Annotated in this window: 21 protein-coding genes and 3 tRNA genes; 13 read left to right on the top strand and 11 right to left on the bottom strand. The window is 67.9% G+C overall.

Going from position 1 to position 18100, the window contains the following annotated elements; all coding sequences use genetic code 11:
• Nucleotides 1–71: 71 nt before the first annotated feature.
• From OG595_RS19620 to OG595_RS19630, 3 genes are all read left to right on the top strand, one after another.
• Nucleotides 72–146: transfer RNA gene (locus tag OG595_RS19620), tRNA-Asp, on the top strand.
• 133 nt (nt 147–279) lie between these two features.
• On the top strand, nt 280–501 hold the full coding sequence (locus OG595_RS19625) for a DUF6274 family protein (RefSeq protein WP_329273725.1): 222 nt from the start codon (nt 280–282) through the stop codon (nt 499–501).
• Nucleotides 502–778: 277 nt separating this feature from the next.
• Nucleotides 779–916: a hypothetical protein gene (locus tag OG595_RS19630; protein ID WP_329273726.1), complete on the top strand. Its 138-nt coding sequence runs from the start codon at nt 779–781 to the stop codon at nt 914–916.
• A gap of 37 nt (nt 917–953) precedes the next feature.
• Here OG595_RS19630 and bldC read toward each other — a convergent pair whose 3' ends face one another.
• On the bottom strand, nt 954–1160 hold the full coding sequence (gene bldC, locus OG595_RS19635; RefSeq protein ID WP_033321412.1) for a developmental transcriptional regulator BldC: 207 nt from the start codon (nt 1158–1160) through the stop codon (nt 954–956).
• Nucleotides 1161–1672: 512 nt separating this feature from the next.
• Nucleotides 1673–2524, bottom strand: a complete 852-nt coding sequence (locus tag OG595_RS19640) for a hypothetical protein (protein WP_329273727.1) — start codon at nt 2522–2524, stop codon at nt 1673–1675.
• 242 nt (nt 2525–2766) lie between these two features.
• Between OG595_RS19640 and OG595_RS19645 the strand changes: the two genes are divergently transcribed.
• Both OG595_RS19645 and OG595_RS19650 read left to right on the top strand, forming a co-directional pair.
• Entirely contained in the window at nt 2767–3876 is a 1110-nt protein-coding gene (locus tag OG595_RS19645) for a Leu/Phe/Val dehydrogenase (protein WP_329273728.1), read from the top strand.
• Nucleotides 3877–4175: 299 nt separating this feature from the next.
• Entirely contained in the window at nt 4176–4442 is a 267-nt protein-coding gene (locus OG595_RS19650) for a DUF3073 domain-containing protein (protein ID WP_329273730.1), read from the top strand.
• 253 nt (nt 4443–4695) lie between these two features.
• Here the strand turns inward: OG595_RS19650 and purM are convergent, their stop codons facing one another.
• The 6 genes from purM to OG595_RS19680 all read right to left on the bottom strand — a co-directional run bounded on the left by purM (nt 4696) and on the right by OG595_RS19680 (nt 10381).
• Nucleotides 4696–5775 (bottom strand): phosphoribosylformylglycinamidine cyclo-ligase, encoded by a 1080-nt coding sequence (gene purM / locus OG595_RS19655; protein WP_329273732.1) that lies wholly within the window; start codon nt 5773–5775, stop codon nt 4696–4698.
• 55 nt (nt 5776–5830) lie between these two features.
• The gene (purF, locus tag OG595_RS19660) at nt 5831–7360 is read right to left on the bottom strand and encodes an amidophosphoribosyltransferase (RefSeq protein WP_329273734.1); all 1530 of its coding nucleotides are present in this window, start codon (nt 7358–7360) and stop codon (nt 5831–5833) included.
• 94 nt (nt 7361–7454) lie between these two features.
• Nucleotides 7455–8285, bottom strand: coding sequence for an META domain-containing protein (locus OG595_RS19665; protein ID WP_329283039.1), 831 nt, complete (start codon nt 8283–8285; stop codon nt 7455–7457).
• Nucleotides 8286–8455: 170 nt separating this feature from the next.
• On the bottom strand, nt 8456–9265 hold the full coding sequence (locus OG595_RS19670) for a maleylpyruvate isomerase family mycothiol-dependent enzyme (protein WP_329273736.1): 810 nt from the start codon (nt 9263–9265) through the stop codon (nt 8456–8458).
• Between the two features lie 7 nt (nt 9266–9272).
• Complete coding sequence (locus tag OG595_RS19675; protein ID WP_329273737.1) at nt 9273–9488, bottom strand: DUF397 domain-containing protein; 216 nt, start codon at nt 9486–9488, stop codon at nt 9273–9275.
• Nucleotides 9485–10381 carry a helix-turn-helix domain-containing protein gene (locus OG595_RS19680; protein WP_329273738.1) on the bottom strand — a complete coding sequence of 299 codons (897 nt, stop codon included), beginning with the start codon at nt 10379–10381 and terminating at the stop codon, nt 9485–9487. The genes OG595_RS19675 and OG595_RS19680 overlap by 4 nt, the downstream gene beginning before the upstream one ends.
• Nucleotides 10382–10593: 212 nt before the next feature.
• Here OG595_RS19680 and OG595_RS19685 point away from each other — a divergent pair, with 212 nt between their 5' ends.
• The 3 genes from OG595_RS19685 (at nt 10594) to OG595_RS19695 (ending at nt 11755) form a co-directional block, all read left to right on the top strand.
• Entirely contained in the window at nt 10594–10827 is a 234-nt protein-coding gene (locus tag OG595_RS19685) for a hypothetical protein (protein ID WP_329273739.1), read from the top strand.
• Nucleotides 10824–11093, top strand: a complete 270-nt coding sequence (locus OG595_RS19690; RefSeq protein WP_329273740.1) for a hypothetical protein — start codon at nt 10824–10826, stop codon at nt 11091–11093. Before OG595_RS19685 ends, OG595_RS19690 begins: the two co-directional genes overlap by 4 nt.
• A 77-nt stretch (nt 11094–11170) precedes the next feature.
• Nucleotides 11171–11755: a Uma2 family endonuclease gene (locus OG595_RS19695; protein WP_329283041.1), complete on the top strand. Its 585-nt coding sequence runs from the start codon at nt 11171–11173 to the stop codon at nt 11753–11755.
• Nucleotides 11756–11829: 74 nt separating this feature from the next.
• Here the strand turns inward: OG595_RS19695 and purL are convergent, their stop codons facing one another.
• From purL to purS, 3 genes are read right to left on the bottom strand one after another with little or no spacing between them, the layout of a single operon-like run.
• Nucleotides 11830–14088, bottom strand: a complete 2259-nt coding sequence (purL, locus tag OG595_RS19700) for a phosphoribosylformylglycinamidine synthase subunit PurL (protein ID WP_329273742.1) — start codon at nt 14086–14088, stop codon at nt 11830–11832.
• A complete protein-coding gene (gene purQ, locus OG595_RS19705; protein WP_329273744.1) occupies nt 14085–14765 on the bottom strand; it encodes a phosphoribosylformylglycinamidine synthase subunit PurQ in 681 nt (226 codons plus the stop codon). Before purQ ends, purL begins: the two co-directional genes overlap by 4 nt.
• Complete coding sequence (gene purS / locus OG595_RS19710; protein WP_329273745.1) at nt 14762–15025, bottom strand: phosphoribosylformylglycinamidine synthase subunit PurS; 264 nt, start codon at nt 15023–15025, stop codon at nt 14762–14764. The genes purQ and purS overlap by 4 nt, the downstream gene beginning before the upstream one ends.
• 407 nt (nt 15026–15432) lie before the next feature.
• On the opposite strand from purS, the gene OG595_RS19715 reads away from it, so the two are divergent.
• The 5 genes from OG595_RS19715 to OG595_RS19735 all read left to right on the top strand — a co-directional run bounded on the left by OG595_RS19715 (nt 15433) and on the right by OG595_RS19735 (nt 18096).
• A complete protein-coding gene (locus OG595_RS19715; RefSeq protein WP_189150852.1) occupies nt 15433–15750 on the top strand; it encodes a histone-like nucleoid-structuring protein Lsr2 in 318 nt (105 codons plus the stop codon).
• Between the two features lie 164 nt (nt 15751–15914).
• Nucleotides 15915–15986: transfer RNA gene (locus OG595_RS19720), tRNA-Gly, on the top strand.
• 80 nt (nt 15987–16066) lie between these two features.
• Nucleotides 16067–16142, top strand: a tRNA-Gly gene (locus OG595_RS19725).
• Nucleotides 16143–16312: 170 nt separating this feature from the next.
• Nucleotides 16313–17302 (top strand): ABC transporter ATP-binding protein, encoded by a 990-nt coding sequence (locus tag OG595_RS19730; RefSeq protein WP_329273748.1) that lies wholly within the window; start codon nt 16313–16315, stop codon nt 17300–17302.
• A gap of 50 nt (nt 17303–17352) precedes the next feature.
• Nucleotides 17353–18096 (top strand): ABC transporter permease, encoded by a 744-nt coding sequence (locus tag OG595_RS19735; protein ID WP_329283043.1) that lies wholly within the window; start codon nt 17353–17355, stop codon nt 18094–18096.
• Nucleotides 18097–18100 lie beyond the last annotated feature (4 nt).

Below are 18100 nucleotides of genomic sequence, written 5' to 3' on the forward strand. Positions count from 1 at the left end.
TCGCCCCTGGGCCCACCCTCCTGTACAGTCTCTTTTCGCAGCACAGCGCAACATCAAGTGCCGCGAAACCTGGTCCTGTGGAGCAGTTTGGAGTGCTCGCCACCCTGTCAAGGTGGAGGCCGCGGGTTCAAATCCCGTCAGGACCGCAGTGAAAGCAGGAGAGGGCCCGAGTCTCACGACTCGGGCCCTCTCGCGTTGTCGCCGTATTGACGGAGTCACCTTCCCCCGGTACCCAGAGAGCAGGGCCTTCGACGCCCTGTCCCCTTCCGGAGGTGGCGTATGGCGGCGACCGTGCGACGGCATGAGACGCGTGCTCTGCTTCGGGCACATCTGTCGGCCGCCAGCGGGTACCCGCATCTGACGCGACACTGTCCGATCTGCCACCGGTTACAGAGGCTCGCCATGGAGCGCTGCGCCGAGGCCGACGGAGACACCGACGCAGAGGTCGAGGACGAGGACGAGGACGACGAGACACCGAGTGCCAACAGCAGCCCCCTTTAGCACTTGTGGCACATCGTCAACAAGTCGCGTGCGGTGTGACGGGTGTCACCACATGAGTTTTCAAAATGTGGGTTCTTACCGGTCTCCTACAACTGGTCAATTTAATATGTGCAATTGCACCAGCCTCAGCAGGCTCCCACAGCGGATCCGACACCCCTCCCCAGACTCCAACAAGGCCACCCACAGCACCCCGTGCCACCCCTGACGTCAGGCACAAAAAAGATCGCGCTGGACCCGGCGGAGTCCAGCGCGATCTCTACGACGTACCCGTGAAGCTGTGGAACTGGTGGAACTGCCTTGGGTGTGGGGCCTGTTGGGGCAGGACCCGCGTCGTTTGAAGCTGTTGGTGATGAAGCAGGTGACTCTGATGGTGCTGGTCGTTCTGGTGTTGCCTGCCGGACATCTCGGCCGATAGTTGGGGGACCTGCCGATTTGCCCGCCTATTCAGTTGGTCAGGCCTCGGTGCGCTGCTGCGGAATGCCCGCAAGCAGGGCGCGGACCTCGGCCTCGCGGTAACGGCGGTGTCCGCCGAGCGTGCGGATGGATGTGAGCTTGCCGGCCTTCGCCCACCGCGTCACCGTCTTGGGGTCAACACGGAACATGGTGGCGACCTCAGCCGGGGTCAGCAGCGGCTCGGCATCAGGGGTGCGAGCGGTCATGAGCGGCCTCCTCGGGAGAACCGAACCTTCTCGGTTCATTCCTCTAAATTCTGCACCTTGACCCGCGTTGCCCGAAATGGCGGATGCGGGTCGAGTCGGTTATAGGACGAACGGCTTGTCCTCGGCACTACAACTACACCATCTGTCCAACCGCGTAGGCCAAACCGATGGAATTGCCCTCCCAGGCGTCCATCGGCGACGGAAGCCAATGGACCATGCCATAGCGGACAGTCACGCCACTGTGACGATCAGTCACAGTGGCGATCAGGAGTCACGAGACCCCCCATAGCGTGCAATGCAGAGATTCTGCCCATAGCTGGGCAGATAGAGCCTCCCCCGGACTCCTTGTCCTATTTTGGCACGAGGAGGGGCAAGGGACGCAAGCCACCTGTACGTGCGGTCCGTCACGCTTGACACAAACGCCCGGATCGGGACCTACGTCCCACGGCAGCCCCAAGAGCGTCCCACACAAATGGAACTCACGTTCCAGGGAGTCTTCTTTTGACGAACTGTCAGTTGGCGGACCGCAGGTCCCGCACCGCCCGCCACCGCTCCACGAGCCGCCCGTAGGCCTCCCCCGCCGCCTCGCCGTCCCCGTCGCGCAGCGCGTCGATCCCCGCGGCCACGTCCGCCGCCGAGTGGTCGCCGGCCAGGTCACCGGCCGACAGCACATGCACGAGCCCGCCGTAGTCCAGTTCGACCAGTGACCGCGGGTGGAACTCCTCCAGCCAGCGCCCGACGTCCATCAGCCCGTCGATCAGCGGCCCCTCGTCGAGGGTGTCCCGCAGGGTCCGCAGCCCGCGCGCCACGCGCCGCCGAGCCTCCACCATGGGCGTCCGGTAGCGCAGCACGGGCGCCGCGCCCCCGTCGGCCCCCGAGCCCTTGTCGTACTCGCGCTCCTCGTCGGTCACGAGCACGAACCAGTTCAGCGGCACCTGCCAGGTCGCCGTGCGGATCCAGGGGCGGGCGTCCGGGTTGCGGGTCAGCCAGCGCTCGTAGTCCTGGGTGGCCTGGTGGCGTACGACGGGCGGCAGAACGGCGTCCAGGACCGGCACGGGCAGTTCCGCCGCGAGCGCGCCCAGCGCCTGCCAGCCGCGCAGCCTGGTGCGCCAGGGGCAGACGCACAGCACGCCCCCGACCTCGGTCACGAACGCGTCGGCGCTCTCCTGCACCGGCACGGCGACCGGCGGGGTGGGCAGCAAGTCGGCCAGGGAGCGCCGCAGTTCGTCCTGGTACGAGGGCCGGTCGGGCCGTCGGGCGTAGCGCGCCCAGTGGCTGCGCTCCGGCTCCGGGAAGGCCGCCAGCGGCTCGTAGACACGCAAGTAGGACGCGTACGGGACGATCACCGCGGACACCTTGGGCACGCCTGCTCCCTCCCCCCTGAACGACCGCGAAAACCCTCACAGCCGGCGGAACCAGCACACAGCAGCACGGGAAAATTATGCAAACCCCCGTACGGTCCCGCGCCACCGGCGGGTGATCCTCGGCACTGCGGGGACGGTTGGCGTACGCGGGCCGGGGAGGAGCTTTACTCTCATGCCCACGGAGGCCCGCCACCCGTACGGGCCCCGGCCCCACCCGCCGCTACTTCCCTGGAGTCACCACAGTGACCGACGTAACCGGCGCGCCTGCTGATGTACTGCACACCCTGTTCCACTCGGATCAGGGGGGTCATGAGCAAGTCGTGCTCTGCCAGGACCGGGCCACCGGCCTCAAGGCCGTGATCGCCATCCACTCCACCGCCCTGGGCCCCGCGCTCGGCGGTACGCGCTTCTACCCGTACGCGAGCGAGGCGGAGGCCGTCACGGACGCGCTGAACCTCGCGCGCGGGATGTCGTACAAGAACGCCATGGCCGGTCTCGACCACGGCGGCGGCAAGGCCGTGATCATCGGCGACCCGGCCGACCGCGACCACGGCGGCATCAAGAGCGAGGAACTCCTGCTCGCGTACGGCCGGTTCGTGGCCTCGCTCGGCGGACGGTACGTCACCGCGTGCGACGTCGGCACGTATGTGGCCGACATGGACGTGGTCGCGCGCGAGTGCCGCTGGACGACCGGACGGTCCCCGGAGAACGGCGGCGCCGGCGACTCGTCCGTCCTGACCGCATTCGGCGTCTACCAGGGCATGCGGGCGAGCGCCCAGCACCTCTGGGGCGATCCGTCGCTGCGCGCCAGGCGGATCGGCATCGCGGGCGTCGGCAAGGTCGGGCACCACCTCGTGGAGCACCTGGTGGCGGAAGGCGCCGAGGTCTTCGTCACGGACGTACGCGCCGATGCCGTACGGCGGATCACCGAGCGGCACCGGAACGTCCTGGCCGTCGCCGACACGGACGAGCTGATCCGCGTCGACGGGCTCGCCGTCTACGCGCCCTGCGCCCTCGGTGGAGCCCTGAACGATGCCACCGTGCCCGTGCTGACCGCCGAGGTGGTGTGCGGGGCGGCCAACAACCAGCTCTCGCACCCGGGCGTCGAGAAGGACCTCGCGGACCGCGGGATCCTCTACGCGCCCGACTACGTCGTGAACGCCGGTGGCGTGATCCAGGTGGCCGACGAGCTGCACGGGTTCGACTTCGAGCGGTGCAGGGCGAAGGCCGCGAAGATCTACGACACCACGCTGGCCATATTCGCACGTGCGAAGTCGGACGGCATTCCGCCGGCCGCGGCGGCCGACCGGATCGCCGAACAGCGCATGGCGGAGGCCCGTCGGAGCCGGTAGTCCGACGTGGTCCACGACCGGCTCCGAGGTACCTGTCGGCGGGGTGTTGGAGAGAACTCTCACCCCCGTCGGCGGGTCGGCCGCCAAGAAGTGGTTAAAATCGCGGTTGACCAGCGGGGACAGGGCACCCCGCGGGTTCTGGGCACAGGCACGTCCTGCGGGCGACGTACCGTATGGGCGTGGGCTCAGGTACCGTGGAAGCCCTACGGACCGGTCTCTCCACGGAGAGCCCGTTCCAGAACATGAACGGGTGTCAAGACTCTGGGGCCACCGAGCCCCGTATCCGAGGGGGTCGAGCCATGGGGCGCGGCCGGGCAAAGGCCAAGCAGACGAAGGTCGCCCGCCAGCTGAAGTACAGCAGCGGCGGGACTGACCTCTCGCGCCTGGCCAATGAGCTGGGCGCTTCGACTTCGAGCCAGCCGCCGAATGGCGAGCCGTTCGAGGACGACGACGAGGAAGAAGACGACCCGTACGCCCAGTACGCGGATCGGTACAACGACGACGATGAGGACGAGGACGATCAGTCCTCAGGTCCCGCTTCGTCGCAACAACGCCGTGGGGCTTGACGTCTTGAGTCTGCTGCGGCGCGCTGAACAGGTTGCACTTTTCCTGTAGGGCATCAGCTGCACCTCACCCGGTCCGGGCGTTCACAGCGCCGGACCGGGTTTTGTGCGTTGCCGCTCCGCTCGGGTTGGGCGGGGGCGCCTATGAGCTCGGGGGTCCTGTTGCTTGGCGGGTGCGGGTGCGTTGTGGCTGGTCGCGCCGTTCCCCGCGCCCCTCGGCGGCGGCTGCGCCGGCCGCCTTGGGCGCATCGGTGATCTAGCCGCGGGCGTAGTCGCCGACCAGCTCCGCGCCTGTCGTGTGGGTGTCGCGGTCGGTGATCTCGCCGGCCACCCAGGCCTCGACGCCCCGGTCCGCCAGGGTGGCGAGGGCCACGTCCGCCGAGTCCTCGGGGACGATCGCGATCATGCCGACGCCCATGTTCAGGGTCTTCTCCAGCTCCAGGCGTTCGACGGAACCCGTCTTCCCGACGAGGTCGAACACCGGGGCCGGGGTCCAGGTGGAGCGGTCGACGATCGCGTGGAGGGTGTCCGGGATCACACGGGCCAGGTTGGCGGCCAGGCCGCCGCCGGTGATGTGGGAGTAGGCGTGGACGTCGGTGGTCCGGGTGAGGGCCAGGCAGTCCAGGGAGTAGATCTTGGTGGGGACCAGGAGCTCCTCGCCGAGGGTGTGCCCGAAGTCGTCGATGTGCGCGTCCAGGGACAGTCCGCCCTGCTTCAGCAGCACATGCCGGACCAGCGAGTACCCGTTCGAGTGAAGCCCGGAGGCCGCCATGGCGATCACCGCGTCACCCGTACGGATGCGATCCGCGCCGAGCAGCCGGTCGGCCTCCACGACGCCCGTACCGGCGCCGGCGACGTCGAAGTCGTCCGGACCGAGCAGACCCGGGTGTTCGGCCGTCTCGCCGCCGACCAGAGCGCATCCGGCCAGTACGCAGCCCTCGGCGATGCCCTTGACGATCGCGGCGACACGCTCGGGGTGGACCTTGCCGACGCAGATGTAGTCGGTCATGAACAGCGGTTCGGCGCCGCAGACCACGATGTCGTCCATCACCATGGCGACCAGGTCGTGGCCGATGGTGTCGTACACGCCGAGTTGCCGGGCGATGTCGACCTTCGTGCCGACGCCGTCGGTCGCGGAGGCGAGCAGCGGGCGCTCGAAGCGCTTCAGGGCTGAGGCGTCGAAGAGGCCGGCGAAGCCGCCGAGGCCGCCGAGGACCTCGGGGCGCTGCGTCTTCTTCACCCACTCCTTCATCAGCTCGACGGCGCGGTCGCCCGCTTCGATGTCGACGCCGGCGGCCGCGTAGGAAGCGCCGGAAGCAGAGTTGGTCGCAGACATTGCCTGGGATCTTTCAGGTTGGTGTGAGGCAGGAGCAGGGCTGCGGGAGCAGGGCCTACGGGCGACGGATCGCGTCGGCCGCGGCCGTGGCGGCGGGCCCTGCGGCCAGCTCGGTCTCCAGGAGCTGCTTGCCGAGCAGTTCGGGGTCCGGAAGCTCCATCGGGTACTCACCGTCGAAGCAGGCGCGGCACAGGTTCGGCTTGGCGATGGTGGTCGCCTCGATCATGCCGTCGAGGGAGATGTACGAGAGGGAGTCGGCGCCGAGCGAGGTGCCGATCTCGTCGATCGTCATGCCGTTGGCGATGAGTTCGGCGCGGGTGGCGAAGTCGATGCCGAAGAAGCAGGGCCACTTGACGGGGGGCGAGGAGATCCGGATGTGGACCTCCGCCGCGCCGGCCTCCCGCAGCATGCGCACGAGCGCCCGCTGGGTGTTGCCGCGCACGATCGAGTCGTCGACGACGACCAGACGCTTGCCCTTGATGACTTCCTTCAGCGGGTTCAGCTTCAGCCGGATACCCAGCTGGCGGATCGTCTGGGAGGGCTGGATGAACGTACGTCCGACATAGGCGTTCTTGACCAGTCCGGCTCCGAAGGGGATGCCGGAGGCCTCGGCGTACCCGATGGCGGCCGGGGTGCCGGATTCCGGGGTCGCTATCACCAGGTCGGCCTCGACCGGGGCTTCCTTGGCGAGTTTCCGGCCCATCTCGACGCGCGAGAGGTACACGTTCCGGCCGGCGATGTCGGTGTCCGGGCGGGCGAGGTAGACGTACTCGAAGACGCAGCCCTTGGGCTTCGCTTCCGCGAATCGCGATGTACGCAGACCGTTCTCGTCGATGGCGACGAACTCGCCCGGCTCGATCTCGCGCACATAGGCGGCGCCGCAGATGTCGAGGGCTGCGGACTCGGAGGCGACGACCCAGCCGCGCTCCAGCCGGCCCAGGACCAGGGGGCGGATGCCCTGTGGGTCGCGGGCGGCGTACAGCGTGTGCTCGTCCATGAAGACGAGGGAGAAGGCGCCCTTGACCTGCGGAAGGATCCGCGCGGAGGCGTCCTCGATGGTCAGCGGCTTGCCGTCGTCGTCGGTCTGGGCGGCCAGGAGGGCCGTCAGCAGATCGGTGTCGTTGGTCGCGGCGACGCGCGGAGTGCGGCCGTCGTGCTGCTTGGGCAGGTCGGCGACCATCTCGGCGAGCTGCGCCGTGTTGACGAGGTTGCCGTTGTGGCCGAGGGCGATGGAGCCGTGGCCGGTCGCGCGGAAGGTGGGCTGGGCGTTCTCCCAGGTGGAGGCGCCAGTGGTCGAGTAGCGGGCGTGACCGACCGCGATATGACCCTTGAGCGCGCCGAGCGAGGTCTCGTCGAAGACCTGGGAGACAAGGCCCATGTCCTTGAAGACGAGGATCTTGGAGCCGTTGCTGACCGCGATTCCCGCGGATTCCTGGCCTCGATGCTGTAGGGCGTAGAGCCCGAAGTAAGTGAGCTTGGCGACCTCTTCGCCGGGGGCCCAGACCCCGAAGACGCCGCAAGCGTCCTGGGGGCCTTTCTCGCCGGGGAGCAGATCATGACTGAGTCGACCGTCACCACGTGGCACGGCACCGAGTGTAGGCGAGATCGACCACTGGTCCGAATTAGGGAACGCGACTGTGACGTGCGGGCACTGTGGGGCCGTGGCCTGCGGTAGCGACTCAGTCGGCGGCGTTCGCGCTGACGGTGGTCCCGTTTACGCTGGTCAGAGAGAGGTTGCGGTGATCGATCTTGTACGCCGTCTTTCCGTCGAAGATCTTCAGCAGCTCCTTCTCGACCTCCATGAGTGAGCCGTCGCACATCCTTCGGGTGGTCGCCGGGCTGCCGAAAGTGATATCGCCGTCGCTGACCGTGGCCTCAGCAGAAACGTTGTTGCAACCAACCTTGCCGCTGACGGTCCCCTTCTTCTGGTCGAAGACGAGATAGGCCTCGGCGGCGGAGGGCAGGGGGGCGACGGCCTGACTGTCACCGTTGCCGTCGCTGTCGCTGGTGGCACCGAGTGTCGTGATCGTCCACTTGGTGCCGGAGAGAGGGGCGGCCTTCTCTTCGGTGAGGTGGATGGTGTCACCGGTCTTCGTGGTGAGAGTGAGCTGCTTGGGGTTCTTGGCGGCGGCTTCGGTGGCCTTGGCGGTGAGGGTGCCGTCCTTGAGGGCCTTGGTGAGGTTGCTCTCGAAGGTCATCGGGTCGTTCCCACAGGCCATGTCGGTCGACAGGAACTGTGCGAAGGAGATCCCGTCGCCGTCGACGGTGGCATCCGCCCCGAAGCCGTTGCACCCGAGGTTGCCGCTGACCTTGCCGTTCTTGTCGATCTCCAGCCAGGCGCTCGCGGGGGCCGCACTCTTCTTCCCGTCGACGGTGAGATCGTCGACGGTCCAGTGGACGCCGGTGACATCCGATGTTCCGGAGCCTGCCCCCGTCCCCGTCCCTGTGCCGACGGTCTGGCTGCCGCCGCTGTCCTTCTCGCTGCCACAGGCCGCGGCGAAGGGGAGCACGGTCAAGGTCAGGAGGCTGAGGCTCGCGCTCGCAAGTCGCTGCTTTTTCATGCCGGTGGGACGGAAGGGGTGGGTGAGCGGTTCCCGTCCGGCCGCATTTCGGCGGAGGCCGCGGTTTCTCCGTACGGAGGGCGGCGGCTTCTCCGTACGGATCCCTACGGGGGCCGGCCTCAGGCCATGAGGGGCAGCAGCCCGCCGAGGTCGGCGCGTTCGCCGCTCGCGCTGACCTGGGCCTTGTCGAGGGCGTCGGCCCACTGGACCCGGCCGGTGGCCAGGCGGATCCAGGTCAGCGGGTCGGTCTCGACCACGTTCGGCGGCGTGCCACGGGTGTGCCTCGGCCCCTCGACGCACTGCACCACGGCGTACGGCGGGATACGGACCTCCGTCGAACCGCCGGGGGCCCTGGCCGCGAGGGCGTCTGCGAGAAGGCGGGTGCAGGTGGCCAGCGCCTGCTTGTCGTACGGGACGTCGAGCCCGGGGACGGCGGCGTTCAGGTCGTCGGTGTGGACGATCAGTTCGACGGTGCGGGTGACCAGGTAGTCGGTGAGGGTGACGGCGCCGACCCGGACCGCGAGAACGCGGGTGTCGGCGACGCCCGTGAGGCGTTCGGTCAGGCCTTCCTCGGTACGGGCGAGGAGGGCGTTGATGTCGGGGGTCCGCTCGGCAAGGTCGCGACTGCCCGCCGCGATGGCCTCGGCGAAGGGAGCGGTGACGGAGGTGTAGTCGAGGACGCCGATCTCGGCCTTCGCCGGCTCGTCCCGGTCCAGGGCGAGTCCGATGCTGCCGACGGCCATCGCGATGTGGGCGACCAGATCACGGACGGTCCAGTCGCCCAGGCGGGTGGGGAGGGCGAGTTGGTCGGGGGTGAGGGTGAGGGCCGCGGTACGGATGTTGGCGTACTGGGTGAGGACCGCGGTGCGGGTTTTGACGGGGTCGTAGGTGCGGGTGCGGGGCTTTGGCTTTTTGGCGGCCGGGGGCATGGGGGGATCAGCTCCGGAGGTGGTCGAGCAGGGCGGTGAAGGCTTGTGGGGGGAGGAGGAGGGCGGGGCCTTCGGGGAACTTGGAGTCGCGGATGCCTATGTAGGCGGGGGCGGGGGTGAGGTGGGCGACTTCTACGCAGGTGCCGCCTGTTTCGTCGCTGTAGGACGACTTGAACCAGGAGTCATCGTCGGCCACTTCGAGGGCTTTGGGGTGAGTACTCATACTTCGTCCAACTCTCGTGTTGCTCGCTTCAGGAATTCAGGGGTTTCCCTGGGTCCGCCAGCTTCAGCTCGCATGGCATCGAACCGGCGCTTGTACGCCCAGATCTCCGTGTCCTTGTCGGTGACGCCCACCGCGCTGAAACCGTCGACGCTCACCACCGTGGGCAGCGGAGCCGCGAATTCCATGAGCATGAAGTTCTGGCTGCATCGGTAGACCGGCTGACTCAGCGGCAGGATCTGCACGGTGACATGCTCCAACGCAGCCAGTTCCACCAGGTGCGTGTACTGCTCCCGCATCACCTCCGGACCGCCGAACACCCGCCTGAGCACTGCTTCGTCGAGAATCGCGTGCACTTCGACCGGACTGTCGGTTCGAGTGATGGCCTCCTTGCGACGCATCCTGATCTCGACGTTCCGCTCGACAAACTCGGTCGTACGCTCGTCGATCGGCTTGGCTGCCTCGAACTGCGCCCGCGCATACGCCGACGTCTGGAACAGGCCGAACATGACATCGGGCTGATAGACCCTCAGGATCTTGGCATCGCCTTCGAGTCCCAGGCTGATGTTGAAGCCGGACGGCATGAAGGTGCGGTACGGCGACCACCAGCCCCGGTTCAGCGAGTTCTTGTGGATGTCGAGCAGGAACTCCACGTCGTCCGGGTCGCCGACCCCGTACCGATCCAGCAGTTCCTTGAGGTCCTGAACCTTGGGAAGGCTGGTCAGCCCCTTCTCCACCCGATGCAGCGTCGACTCGGAAACGCTGGTGCCTCTGACCGCTTGGGCCCTGGTCATCCCCTTGCCCGTGCCGTCGTCCCTCTCGACCTGCTCACGCAACCGCCGCAGCTCCTGGCCAAGCTGCATCCGCCGAATCGTCGGCCCCGTCTTCGCTGCCACTGTGCCCGTTCCCTTCGCGGCCAAGCAGGACAACCGTACGTCGATGCCTGTCAGTTGGCTCCCTGTGCCCGGCAGATCACTGCCCGTGCCCAGAGTGTGACAGCTCCAGCCCGCCACTCGCAGGCACTTCCTCACATTCAGGCATATACCACTTCACGTGGGATTCCCTCGTTCGATTGCGTCGCCACTGGCGCGGAGGAACCGTGATTCCCATGACCACTTCTCCACCCAACGCCCCCTTCCTCGTCGGCGACCGAGTCCGCGGCACCACCTACGTCCCGCCCGAATCCCGCAAGCGCGAGGCGCCCGAGCGATTCGAGGGGGTCGTCGTGCAGGTTGGCTCCGGGTACCCCAAGGTCGACGCCGAGGGTGACTTCCTCTGGGTGCGGCTCGCCGACTGCACCGAGCGTCAGGCGCTCACGACCGACACGGAGCCGAACCCGTGACCGGCGCCGAGGTGGACCCCCGCTGCGACATCTGCAAGGTCGGCCGCGCCCCGTTCCTGCGCTACGGAACCCTCGAGAACACCGGCCGCATGTGCTCGGAGTGCCTGCACCGGACCCGCCTGTGCGCCATCTGCCAACAGCCCGGCAACGCCCCACTGGTCGCGCTGCCCACGGTCGACCAGGGGACGGGGCCGGGCTGGACCTCGTACGCGTGCGGGGCCTGCGCGGGCCAGAAATCCGTGGGACCAGGGGCTGGTCACCCGTGAGTGTGATCGAGGGCGAGATCCGACCCGCACCGCCGGACCTCGGACAACACTGGCCTTCGCCTGGAAGGGGGTGCAGCATCACGGCCATGGCCGAGCGCACGTCTCAGATGTCGGTGGAGGAGTTCGAAACGATCGCCTCCGCCGCTCCCGAGACCGTCACATTGGAGTTCATCAACGGGCGGCTCGGGGTCAAAAAGGTGGCAGACGGAGACCACGACACTGTCGTGACCTGGCTGGCCAAGCTCTGCATGCAGACTGGGCCCGACCTCGATCTCTTTCAAGGCCGAGGGCTCCGGGTGGAGACGTACCGATCGGGCAGGGCGAAGCCCGATGCGGTGATCACCCCAGAGGCCCACTTCGCGGGGCACGGCGAGTGGGCCGACCCGGACGGGGCTCTGATGGTCGTCGAGGTCACCTCCTACGACTCCGACACCGACCGGCGGGACCGGCACGAGAAGCCGGCCGCGTATGGCCAGTCCGGCATCCCCCTGTACCTTCTGATCGACCAGGACTCCTGCACCGTCACGCTGCACAGTTCCCCGGACCGGAGGGTCGGCGGCTACCGCGACATCCGCAACGCGAAGTTCGGCGAGAAGGTGCTCCTCGCCGACCCGATCGGCATCGAGCTCGACACGGAGATCCTCAAGAACTACGTGCGGTAAGCCGAAGAGGTCCCGCCCGAGCCCGGACGGGACCTCAACCTCGTACAGCCGAAGGCGACTTGACGGCTTGGCAACTACGCCAGCAGCGCCGGGATCGTCCCCTCGTGCGCTTCGCGCAGTTCGGCCAGGGTGAGGGTGAACTCGCCCTGGAGCTCGATGGAGTCGCCGTCGACGACGCCGATACGCGTCACCGGCAGACCCCGCGCCCCGCACATGTCGTTGAAGCGGAGTTCCTCCGAGCGCGGGACCGCGACCACCGCGCGGCCCGCCGACTCCGAGAACAGGAGGGTGAAGGCGTCGAGCCCGTCCGGTACGACCAGACGCGCGCCCTTGCCGCCCTGCAGCGCCGACTCGACGACCGCCTGGATCAGGCCGCCGTCGGACAGGTCGTGCGCCGAGTCGATCATGCCGTCGCGGGAGGCGGAGATCAGGATCTCGGCCAGGAGCCGCTCCCGCTCCAGGTCGACCTTGGGCGGCAGGCCACCCAGGTGGTCGTGCACGACCTGGGACCACGCCGAGCCGCTGAACTCCTCGCGCGTGTCCCCGAGGAGGTACAGCAGCTGGCCCTCCTCCTGGAACGCGACCGGGGTGCGACGCGCCACGTCGTCGATGACGCCCAGGACCGCGACGACCGGCGTCGGGTGGATGGCGACGTCGCCGGTCTGGTTGTAGAGGGAGACGTTGCCGCCCGTCACCGGGGTGCCCAACTGCTGGCAGGCGTCGGCGAGTCCACGTACCGCCTCCGCGAACTGCCACATCACCGCGGGGTCTTCGGGCGAACCGAAGTTCAGGCAGTCCGACACCGCCAGGGGCTTCGCACCCGTCGTCGCCACGTTCCGGTACGCCTCCGACAGCGCCAACTGCGCGCCCGCGTACGGGTCCAGTTTGGCGAAGCGGCCGTTGCCGTCCGTCGCGATGGCGACACCGAGGCCGCTCGTCTCGTCGATGCGGATCATCCCGGAGTCCTCGGGCTGGGCCAACACCGTGTTGCCCTGCACGAAGTGGTCGTACTGGGAGGTGATCCAGGACTTGGAGGCCTGGTTGGGGGAGGAGACGAGCTGGACGACCTGGGCCTTCAGCTCCTCCGAAGTCGCCGGCCGTGCAAGCTTGTTGGCGTCGTCCGCCTGGAGGGCGTCCTGCCAGTCCGGGCGGGCGTAGGGGCGCTCGTAGACCGGGCCGTCGTGCGCGACCGTACGCGGGTCGACGTCGACGATCTTGCCGCCGTGCCAGAAGATCTCAAGGCGGTCGCCGTCGGTGACCTCGCCGATCACCGTGGCGATGACGTCCCACTTGTCGCAGATGGCCAGGAACCGGTCGACCTTCTCCGGCTCGACCACCGCGCACATGCGCTCCTGCGACTCGCTCATGAGGATTTCCTCGGGAGAGAGCGTGGAGTCGCGGAGGGGTACGTCGTCCAGCGTGACGCGCATGCCGCCCGAGCCGTTCGACGCCAGTTCGGACGTGGCGCAGGACAGACCCGCCGCGCCCAGGTCCTGGATGCCGACGACCAGCTTCTCCTTGAACGCCTCCAGGGTGCACTCGATGAGCAGCTTCTCCTGGAAGGGGTCGCCCACCTGCACCGCCGGGCGCTTCGACGGCTTCGCGTCGTCGAAGGTCTCGGAGGCGAGGATCGAAGCTCCGCCGATGCCGTCGCCGCCCGTACGGGCCCCGTAGAGGATGACCTTGTTGCCCGTGCCCGACGCCTTCGCCAGGTGGATGTCCTCGTGCCGCATCACACCGATCGCACCGGCGTTGACCAGCGGGTTCCCCTGGTAGCAGGCGTCGAAGACGACCTCGCCGCCGATGTTCGGGAGGCCCAGGCAGTTGCCGTAGCCGCCGATGCCGGCCACCACACCCGGGAGGACGCGCTTGGTGTCGGGGTGGTCCGCGGCGCCGAAGCGGAGCGGGTCCACGACCGCCACCGGCCTGGCGCCCATCGCGATGATGTCGCGGACGATGCCGCCGACGCCCGTGGCCGCGCCCTGGTAGGGCTCGACGTAGGACGGGTGGTTGTGCGACTCGACCTTGAAGGTGACCGCGTAACCCTGGCCGACGTCGACCACGCCCGCGTTCTCGCCGATGCCGACGAGCAGGGCGTCGGACTGCGGGGCCTTCTCGCCGAACTGGCGGAGGTGGACCTTGGAGGACTTGTAGGAGCAGTGCTCGGACCACATGACCGAGTACATGGCCAGCTCGGCACCGGTCGGGCGGCGGCCGAGGATCTCGACCACGCGCTCGTACTCGTCCTTCTTCAGGCCGAGTTCGGCCCAGGGCAGCTCGACGTCGGGGGTCTCGGCCGCGTGCTCGACCGTGTCCAGAGGCGTCCGGCTCATGCGTTGACCAGCTTCTTGAGGATCGAGGTGAAGAAGGGGAGGCCGTCGGTGCGGCCCGACCCGATGAGCGGCTCGACGGCGTGCTCCGGGTGCGGCATGAGGCCCACGACGTTCCCGGCGGCGTTCGTGATGCCGGCGATGTCCCGGAGCGAGCCGTTCGGGTTGAAGTCGCGGTACCGGAAGACGACCCGGCCCTCCGCCTCCAGTTCGTCGAGCGTGCGCTCGTCGGCGACGTACCGGCCGTCCATGTTCTTCAGCGGGATGTGGATCTCCTGGCCGGCGTCGTAGTCGACGGTCCAGGCGGTGTCCGCGTTCTCCACCCGCAGCTTCTGGTCGCGGCAGATGAAGTGCAGGTGGTTGTTGCCGAGCATCGCGCCCGGGAGGAGGTGTGCCTCGGTGAGAATCTGGAAGCCGTTGCAGATGCCGAGGACCGGCATGCCCGACTTCGCCTGCTCGATGACCGACTCCATCACCGGCGAGAAACGCGAGATGGCACCCGCGCGCAGATAGTCGCCGTAGGAGAATCCGCCGGGCAGAACTACCGCGTCGACCTGCCCCAGGTCCTTGTCCTTGTGCCAGAGGGCTACCGGCTCGGCACCCGCGAGGCGGATCGCGCGCTGGGTGTCCCGGTCGTCCAGGGAACCCGGAAAGGTGACGACTCCAATACGAGCAGTCACTTCTCTTCCCCCACCATCTCCTCCACCTTCACGGTGAAGTCCTCGATCACGGTGTTGGCGAGGAAGGATTCCGCAAGATCATGGATGCGGGCGAGCACGGCGTCGTCCACCGGTCCGTCAACTTCCAGTTCGAATCGCTTTCCCTGACGTACGTCGGAGACACCCTCGAAACCGAGACGCGGCAGTGCACGCTGCACCGCCTGGCCCTGGGGGTCGAGGATCTCCGGCTTGAGCATGACGTCGACTACGACGCGTGCCACTGGCACTCCCGGTGTTGTGGTGCTGAGCAAGGTCCCTGGCGAGGTTGCTGGCGAGGTTCCTACAGGTGGCTTCAGACTACCTGTACAAAATTTCTACGCGGGTAGATTCGTAGGAATCTACGGAAACCCGGGAGATCGGCATCACGATCCGGTATCGGAGCGGTGCCATCCCGAAAAATTCTGGGAAAGATCCGGGTTCACACCCAGGATGTCTATTGCGGGGAGACACGCGGAGAGATTTAGTCGGGCTTCCCATTGCAATGCCGGGCACTGTACAAAGGAAAAGGCATTAGCCGATACTTTGCCCAATAACAGTCGGACAACCAGTCGGACAACCGAGATCTCCCGACGCCTCCCGACGTCTTCGCACGTCGTGGCAGAGGTGTCGCACGAAGGGACCGATATTCGTGGCTCAGCGTGTCGTGGTCACACTCTCAGACGACATCGACGGCTCGGAAGCGGCGGAAACCATCGCCTTCGGACTCGACGGCAAGTCGTACGAGATCGACCTGAATCAAACGAATGCCAAGAAACTGCGTAAGGCCCTGGAGCCGTACGTGGAGGCCGGCCGCAAGCGGTCGCGCTCCGGCAAGGCGTACAAGCAGACGGAGGTCGCCCCCGACCCGTCGGCGGTCCGGGCCTGGGCCCTCGCCAACAAGTTCGACGTACCGACGCGCGGGCGCATCCCCAAGAAGGTGTACGAGGCCTTCACCGCCGCCCAGTAGTCCTCCGGGAGCCCGTCGGCAGCCGCCCCGCGGCGGCCCAGCAGTACCCCCGCCGCCCTCCAGGAGCCCCTCGGCGCAACCGACTTGCGTTGCCCCCCTGCTGATCAGCTAGAGTTCGGAGCACGCCGAGGGGCGAGGCCGAAAGGCCCGGCTCACGGAGGCTTGCGGGTGTAGTTCAGTAGCAGAACATCCCCCTTCCAGGGGGAAGGCGCAGTGTGCAATTCCTGTCACCCGCTCTGCATCGCCGGTCTGACCACTCTTGTGGATCAGGTAGGCTGGTGCTCGCGCCAGTCGGTGAAAGCCGACTGGAGGCAATGCGGACGTAGCTCAGTTGGTAGAGCGCAACCTTGCCAAGGTTGAGGTCGCCAGTTCGAACCTGGTCGTCCGCTCCAGATCAAGACCCCGGTCCAATGGACCGGGGTCTTCTTCGTGTCCGCCTGTCGCGCGTTCCTGTCACGGGTTCCTGTCACGGGTTCGGCTGCCGTCGGCGTCTGACATTTGTCATGTGCGCTGATGACACCACGCACTGCCTTCCCCTCCTTCCCGCCGGGATGCTGAAGGCATGGAAACCAACGAACACGAACACGTGATTGAGGTCACTGACCTGCGGCGTGTGTACGGGGGCGGGTTCGAGGCGGTGCGCGGGGTGTCGTTCTCCGTGGGCCGCGGGGAGATCTTCGCCCTGCTGGGCACGAACGGCGCGGGCAAGACGTCGACCGTCGAACTGCTGGAAGGGCTGGCGCCGTCGGCCGGGGGGCGCGTGCGGGTGCTGGGCCATGATCCGTACACCGAGCGGGCCCTCGTACGGCCGCGTACCGGCGTGATGCTCCAGGAGGGCGGCTTCCCGTCCGAGCTGACCGTAGGCGAGACCGCGCGGATGTGGGCCGGGTGCACGAGCGGAGCGCGGCCCGAGGCGGAGGCGCTGGCGCTCGTCGGGCTGGCGCGGCGCACCGACGTACGCGTGAAGCAGTTGTCCGGAGGCGAGCGGCGGCGGCTCGACCTCGCGCTCGCGATCCTCGGCAACCCCGAGGTGCTGTTCCTCGACGAACCGACGACCGGACTCGACGCCGAAGGGCGCCGCGCCACCTGGGAGTTGGTACGGGAGCTGCGTGCCGGCGGGACGACCGTGCTGCTCACCACGCACTACCTGGAAGAGGCCGAGAACCTCGCGGACCGTCTCGCCATCCTCCACGAGGGGCGCATCGCCGCCGCCGGAACACCCACCGAGGTGACCGCCTCGCAGCCGTCCCGGATCTCCTTCGAACTGCCCTCCGGGTACTTCGTCGGCGACCTGCCGCCGCTCGGCCCGCTCGGCGTGAGCGGGTACGAGGAGGACGGACGGGTCGTACTGCTGCGGACCCATGAACTCCAGCGCGCGGCAACGCGGTTGCTGGTCTGGGCCGAGGAGGCCGGGGTCACTCTGCGGGGACTGGACGTGCGGTCGGCGTCGCTGGAGGAGGCGTTTCTGCGGATCGCGCGGGAGGCGTCGGCAGGCGTGAAGGGTGTGGAGGGTGTGGAGAGTCCCGTCGTCGCCGAGGAGCGTGTCGCGTGAGTCGTACGAGTGCGGTTGCCGGTATCGGTCGTACGACTCCCGCCGGGCGGATGCGGGCCCTGGCGCTGGCGGAGTCGACGTTGTTCCTGCGCAACAAGGGCACGCTCGTCGCCGCCCTGTTCGTGCCGCTGGTGCTGCCGTTCAGTGTGCGGACCGCCATGTCGGACGCGGACCTGAAAGAGGCCGGACTCAACGTCGGGACGCTCGTCCTGCCCGCCTCCGTCGGCTTCTCGCTGCTCTTCGCCGTGTACGCGGCCCTCGTGGGCGTCTTCGTCGCCCGGCGCGAGGAACTCGTCCTCAAACGGCTGCGCACCGGCGAGCTGCGCGACGTCGAGATCCTCACCGGGTCGGCGCTCCCGGCGGTCGCGACAGGCGTCGTACAGTGCCTGCTGCTGACCCTCGGCTGTACCGTCCTGCTCGATCTCGACGCGCCGTCGGCACCCCAACTCGCCGTCATCGGGCTGTTGTTGGGCCTGCTGACCGCTGTGGCGCTGGCCGCTCTCACCGCCAGCTTCAGCCGGACCACCGAGAGCGCGCAGGTCACCTCGCTGCCGCTGATGCTTCTCTCGTTCATCGGCTCCGGGATCACCGTCCCGCTGGAGTTTCTGCCCGACCGGCTCGCCTCGTTCTGCGAGCTGCTCCCGCTGACGCCCGCGATCACCCTCGTACGCGGCGCCTGGACCGGTGACCTCTCGGCGTACGAGGCCCTGGGTGCCGTACTGACCGGCCTGGCCTGGACCGTCCTGTCGGTGTTTGCTGTACGACGGTGGTTCCGCTGGGAACCGCGGCGGTAGGGGA

The organism is Streptomyces sp. NBC_01451, from assembly GCF_036227485.1.
Taxonomy (GTDB): Bacteria; Actinomycetota; Actinomycetes; order Streptomycetales; family Streptomycetaceae; genus Streptomyces.

Excerpts from the sequence above, each read along its gene's own strand:
- OG595_RS19625 (WP_329273725.1), top strand. The coding sequence starts at position 280 with ATGGCGGCGACCGTGCGACGGCATGAGACGCGTGCTCTGCTTCGGGCA.
- bldC (WP_033321412.1), bottom strand. The coding sequence starts at position 1,160 with ATGACCGCTCGCACCCCTGATGCCGAGCCGCTGCTGACCCCGGCTGAG.
- OG595_RS19650 (WP_329273730.1), top strand. The coding sequence starts at position 4,176 with ATGGGGCGCGGCCGGGCAAAGGCCAAGCAGACGAAGGTCGCCCGCCAG.
- purM (WP_329273732.1), bottom strand. The coding sequence starts at position 5,775 with ATGTCTGCGACCAACTCTGCTTCCGGCGCTTCCTACGCGGCCGCCGGC.
- OG595_RS19670 (WP_329273736.1), bottom strand. The coding sequence starts at position 9,265 with ATGCCCCCGGCCGCCAAAAAGCCAAAGCCCCGCACCCGCACCTACGAC.
- OG595_RS19675 (WP_329273737.1), bottom strand. The coding sequence starts at position 9,488 with ATGAGTACTCACCCCAAAGCCCTCGAAGTGGCCGACGATGACTCCTGG.
- OG595_RS19685 (WP_329273739.1), top strand. The coding sequence starts at position 10,594 with ATGACCACTTCTCCACCCAACGCCCCCTTCCTCGTCGGCGACCGAGTC.
- purL (WP_329273742.1), bottom strand. The coding sequence starts at position 14,088 with ATGAGCCGGACGCCTCTGGACACGGTCGAGCACGCGGCCGAGACCCCC.
- OG595_RS19730 (WP_329273748.1), top strand. The coding sequence starts at position 16,313 with ATGGAAACCAACGAACACGAACACGTGATTGAGGTCACTGACCTGCGG.
- OG595_RS19735 (WP_329283043.1), top strand. The coding sequence starts at position 17,353 with ATGCGGGCCCTGGCGCTGGCGGAGTCGACGTTGTTCCTGCGCAACAAG.